At 64.7% G+C, this 3,693-nt stretch carries 6 protein-coding genes; 1 reads left to right on the top strand and 5 read right to left on the bottom strand.

The genetic code is table 11. From position 1 onward, the window contains the following. Positions 1-40 precede the first annotated feature (40 nt). Positions 41-301, top strand: coding sequence for a hypothetical protein (locus tag ACHFFZ_RS16900; RefSeq protein WP_394277756.1), 261 nt, complete (start codon positions 41-43; stop codon positions 299-301). A gap of 46 nt (positions 302-347) precedes the next feature. Here ACHFFZ_RS16900 and ACHFFZ_RS16895 read toward each other — a convergent pair whose 3' ends face one another. The 5 genes from ACHFFZ_RS16895 to ACHFFZ_RS16875 form a co-directional block, all read right to left on the bottom strand. Then, positions 348-953: a metallophosphoesterase gene (locus ACHFFZ_RS16895; RefSeq protein WP_394277755.1), complete on the bottom strand. Its 606-nt coding sequence runs from the start codon at positions 951-953 to the stop codon at positions 348-350. A 64-nt stretch (positions 954-1,017) separates the two neighbouring features. Beyond that, positions 1,018-1,815: a hypothetical protein gene (locus tag ACHFFZ_RS16890; protein ID WP_394277754.1), complete on the bottom strand. Its 798-nt coding sequence runs from the start codon at positions 1,813-1,815 to the stop codon at positions 1,018-1,020. 169 nt (positions 1,816-1,984) lie between these two features. Continuing rightward, positions 1,985-2,311, bottom strand: coding sequence for a hypothetical protein (locus ACHFFZ_RS16885; RefSeq protein WP_394277753.1), 327 nt, complete (start codon positions 2,309-2,311; stop codon positions 1,985-1,987). Between the two features lie 17 nt (positions 2,312-2,328). Continuing rightward, positions 2,329-2,703 carry a hypothetical protein gene (locus ACHFFZ_RS16880; RefSeq protein ID WP_394277752.1) on the bottom strand — a complete coding sequence of 125 codons (375 nt, stop codon included), beginning with the start codon at positions 2,701-2,703 and terminating at the stop codon, positions 2,329-2,331. Beyond that, positions 2,700-3,602 carry an N-acetylmuramoyl-L-alanine amidase gene (locus ACHFFZ_RS16875; RefSeq protein ID WP_394277751.1) on the bottom strand — a complete coding sequence of 301 codons (903 nt, stop codon included), beginning with the start codon at positions 3,600-3,602 and terminating at the stop codon, positions 2,700-2,702. Before ACHFFZ_RS16875 ends, ACHFFZ_RS16880 begins: the two co-directional genes overlap by 4 nt. Positions 3,603-3,693: the final 91 nt, after the last annotated feature.

Below are 3,693 nucleotides of genomic sequence, written 5' to 3'. Positions count from 1 at the left end.
GTTCTGTCACGGGGCGGCCACCTCCTGATATGATTCAAACATGACTTTTAACAAGAGTGTAGCGCAGAACATCCGCGACCTGATCAGGAATCGCGGGCGGGGCAGGTACGCACGAGGCGGCGAGGTGACCAACCACCCAATTGGCAGCCCGGTCACCGTCCTCAGCCTCGGCGCATTCGCCATGCCGGCCGACGCCTACGCCAAGCACCCGCCGATCGCCGAGCCGGTCTGCGGGAGGCCGACTCACTGGAACGTGGAGATCATCGACGGCATCGCCTACGGGCAGCAGGAATGGAGCTAGCAGCAGCGAGGCGTCGCAGGAATTCTAGTCGCCGTCGCGCCGGCGGTTATAGAGCTGCGTTACCGCTGGCCGTCTGGTGGACGGCCCACATGGGTACTGGCTTCAATTGCCAGGCGTCAAGGCCGACATGGATCTGTGGAGTCCCGCCGTCGCTCCAGGTGAGCCGCTCTCGGCCATGCGTGTGCCCATGGATGATCGGGCAGCTATTGAATCCGTCACGCTCGCGCCACATCTCGAATCGCTCCCCCTCGTCGCTGTGGTCGTTGTCGCCCGAGATGGGGAAGTGGCTCAGCCGATACTGCACACCCGCATGGCGGATCCTGCCGCGGGTATCTATCGTCTCGAACACTGCCCGCCACGGTGCCATGTCTGGGTTGGATGCGTTGGCTGGGTGGGGTTTGTCGTGATTCCCGAGGATGAGGCGCAGTCTGCCGTTTGCGGCTTCCCGGAGCTTGGCGAGGGAGTCGAGCTTCTTCTCTGGCGCCCCGAATGCGACATCGCCCAGGATCCACAGGGTGCTCCCGTCTGTGGTGACCTTGGCGATGTTTCGGAGGATCGCGCCGTCATGGCTTTCGACGTTGCTGAATCCGCGCATCGTCGCTGCCTTGAGGTGTCCCAGGTGCAGGTCGCTTGTGAGGAAGATGCTGCCCATGCTGATCCTTCCCGATCATGGTTGGCGGTTCGTGCCCTGTGTCTTAGTATGCACCGCGGGCACGTCATGCGGCGGGTGCGAGCTCGACCATTTCGTCGCGCATGTAGGTGCGGAGCTTGCGTGTCAGGTCTCCGATGGCCTCGTCGCGTGATGGGCCAGCGGCGTGGGGGATGCGCGGGCCGTTGTCGGCGCACCACAGGTAGAAGTCCTCGTCGGTGTCGGTCAGCAGCGAGCACAGTTCGTCGGTCATGGTGCTGCCTGCGGATCGTTGTGCTTCGTCCACGATTGCTGCGGCGTTGTCGCCCCAGCGGTAGTGCAGGAGTTTCCATCCGTTGGGTTGCGGCGGGACTGATTTGTCGTGGCCCTGTGGCGGCACCGCGCTGTGCGTGGTGGCGACCGTCAGGTCGGAGTCATCAGCATGCGACGTAGGAGCATCGCTGGCCGAAGGGATGGTTTCTTCATTGGTCTGGTAGGTGGTCTGTTTGGTTGGTGCAGCTCCAACCCCCCGGTTGGTGTCACCCCAACCCCCGGTTGGTGCAGCCCCAACCGGTAGGGCGAATCCATAGCGCCGTGATTCCGTAGCTGTCGCCTCCGTCGATACAATGACGAAGCCAGTGTCGATCAACCACGCGATGTCTCGGCTCACGTCAGCCTTCGCTGTCCCGACCTCCGCTGCGATGCGTGAGAGTCCGGGGTAGGAAGACCCCGGCGTGAGTGATCCATCAGCGTGATCCCACAGGCACCAGAGCACGCGGAACTGCCGGTGCTTGCCCTTCATGGTGGGGTGCGCGGATGCGGTGCGCAGGTAGTCGAATTTGTCGCTCCACTTGGCCGTGGTGCTGGTAGTATTGGTGCCAGCCATTGCTGGTACTCCTTCGCTCTGATCGAAGTTGAGATGCAGTTGTGGTCAGGCCCTGTCAGGTGGTGGAACACCTGGCGGGGCCGTCTTTCTCCCATCATACAGCGCATGGCGGCCGAAACGCAGAAATGAGCCCCGCTCACCCGGCCAAGGGTGAGCGGGGCTCAAGTCGTTAGCGGAACGCGACCATCAGCAGCAGGGACACGACAAGGAAGCTGGCGAGCATCGCCACCAACTGCCGCGGCCCCCACACATCGCCGCCGAACGCGAAGTGCAGCCACGCCCACAGCATGAGCGCGCCAATCTCGGCGGTCACGACCCACCACCGCAAAGCGAACCGGTCGCCAGCCAGCCACCACTCCACATTGCTGATCGTCTCGGCGGTTTGCTTGCGCACCACACCGAACATTTCAGCGGTGAACAGCGCCGCCAGCAGCGACACGATCACCACGGATCGCTTCGTCAGGCGGTGCGTGTTCGGCACCGTCGCCAGCGGCACCAGCCGGGCTGGTTCGTTCAGCGCCCGTCGAGGAACAACTCCCCCTCGACGGGCATCTGAGGGATAGGCGGCTCACCCTCGTGGCCGAGCTCACGCACCAGCGTGCCGGGCGCGGCCTGGTCATTCGCCGGGCCGGCGATCACTTCGGCGCCGACACGGGCCTCGAGCACGTCGGATGCCTGCACATGGCGGCGCTGCACATAGTTGTTTAGCCCGGCCTGCAATCCGCCGATCAGCACACCCGCCACGCCCAGCGCGATAGGGATCCGCGGGTCGAGGTCGGTGAACACTGCCAGCGCGGACAGGCCAGACACGACGGCGGTCAGCCCGCCACACCCAGCCAGCAGCGCGTCGATGATCGGGCTGCTGGCGCTGCTCATCGTGTCGTTCATGCGATTGGCCGCCATCCAGCCCAGCTGGTGAGGGCGTCGAAGGTGGTCTTCCCCAGCGGACCAGACACCACGGCGGGGTCGCTGGTCTTGTACTTGACCTTCCGGTATTCGGTCAGCGCCGCGTCCCACACCGGCCCGAACACGCCATCGATGGCACCAGCATAGTAGGGTTCGCCGTTCGGCTTCTTCTGTGAGGCGAGGATGACCTGCAGGATCTTCCGGTTCCCGACCGATCCGCCCATGGTGGCCTTGAAGCTGATCGGCTGCGGCTTCCTGGTGACCGGGTGCAGACCCATCGCGTAGATGCCGGTGCGCTCACGCACCGTCGCCTTCGCGGTGCGGGCGGCACTGACCGCGGCGCCCTTCACCGACGACGTGACCGAAGGCCGAGCCCCCGTCATCTCGTCGTACCAATACTGGGCGCGGGCCATGTACTGGCGGTTCTGCCCGCCCGCGAGGTAGCCGGGGCAGGCCGTCGACGTAAAGTAGCGGTGCGGGAAAACGTTCACCATCCACCTCGGGCGACCGAGGCCGTAGTGGACGCACACGGCGGCGGTCAGGTGCGCGCCCTCCTCGAGGGTCTTCTGCCCGATCGCGGTCGACGCCGAACCGATGTTCGCGTGCTCGATGGCGATGCTGGTGCGGTTCGCGGTCAGGTTCGCGGCATGCCACGCGGTGTCACGGTCCCACACGTGCTGGCTGATGACGCCGCGATCATCGACCTGATAGTGGGCCGACGCGGGGCGGATCATCCACACGTCATAGATGGACTTGGCGGTCAGGTTACCGCCGTTGTGGTGGATGACCACCTTGTTGATGCGGTGCCCTGCGCGGCCCTTGGTGTAGTGGCGGGGCAGGATCTTCACCACGTCGGTTTCGAGGGTTTTCCAGCTCTTCATGGGTGCTCCTGATGGTGTTGGGGTCGTAGGAAAGGGGGCCCACGCTGGGGTGGTGCGGGCCTCCGGGTGTTCAGATCGGGGGGATTACTTA

It is taken from the genome of Luteococcus sp. (genome assembly GCF_043424415.1).
In the GTDB taxonomy this organism is placed as follows: domain Bacteria; phylum Actinomycetota; class Actinomycetes; order Propionibacteriales; family Propionibacteriaceae; genus Luteococcus.
Note: the sequence above shows the minus strand (reverse complement) of the source record. Positions and strands in the feature narration are given on the sequence as shown.

Bases quoted from the DNA above. Each gene is read 5' to 3' on its own strand.
- ACHFFZ_RS16875 (WP_394277751.1), bottom strand. From the start codon at position 3,602: ATGAAGAGCTGGAAAACCCTCGAAACCGACGTGGTGAAGATCCTGCCC.
- ACHFFZ_RS16900 (WP_394277756.1), top strand. From the start codon at position 41: ATGACTTTTAACAAGAGTGTAGCGCAGAACATCCGCGACCTGATCAGG.
- ACHFFZ_RS16890 (WP_394277754.1), bottom strand. From the start codon at position 1,815: ATGGCTGGCACCAATACTACCAGCACCACGGCCAAGTGGAGCGACAAA.
- ACHFFZ_RS16880 (WP_394277752.1), bottom strand. From the start codon at position 2,703: ATGAACGACACGATGAGCAGCGCCAGCAGCCCGATCATCGACGCGCTG.
- ACHFFZ_RS16895 (WP_394277755.1), bottom strand. From the start codon at position 953: ATGGGCAGCATCTTCCTCACAAGCGACCTGCACCTGGGACACCTCAAG.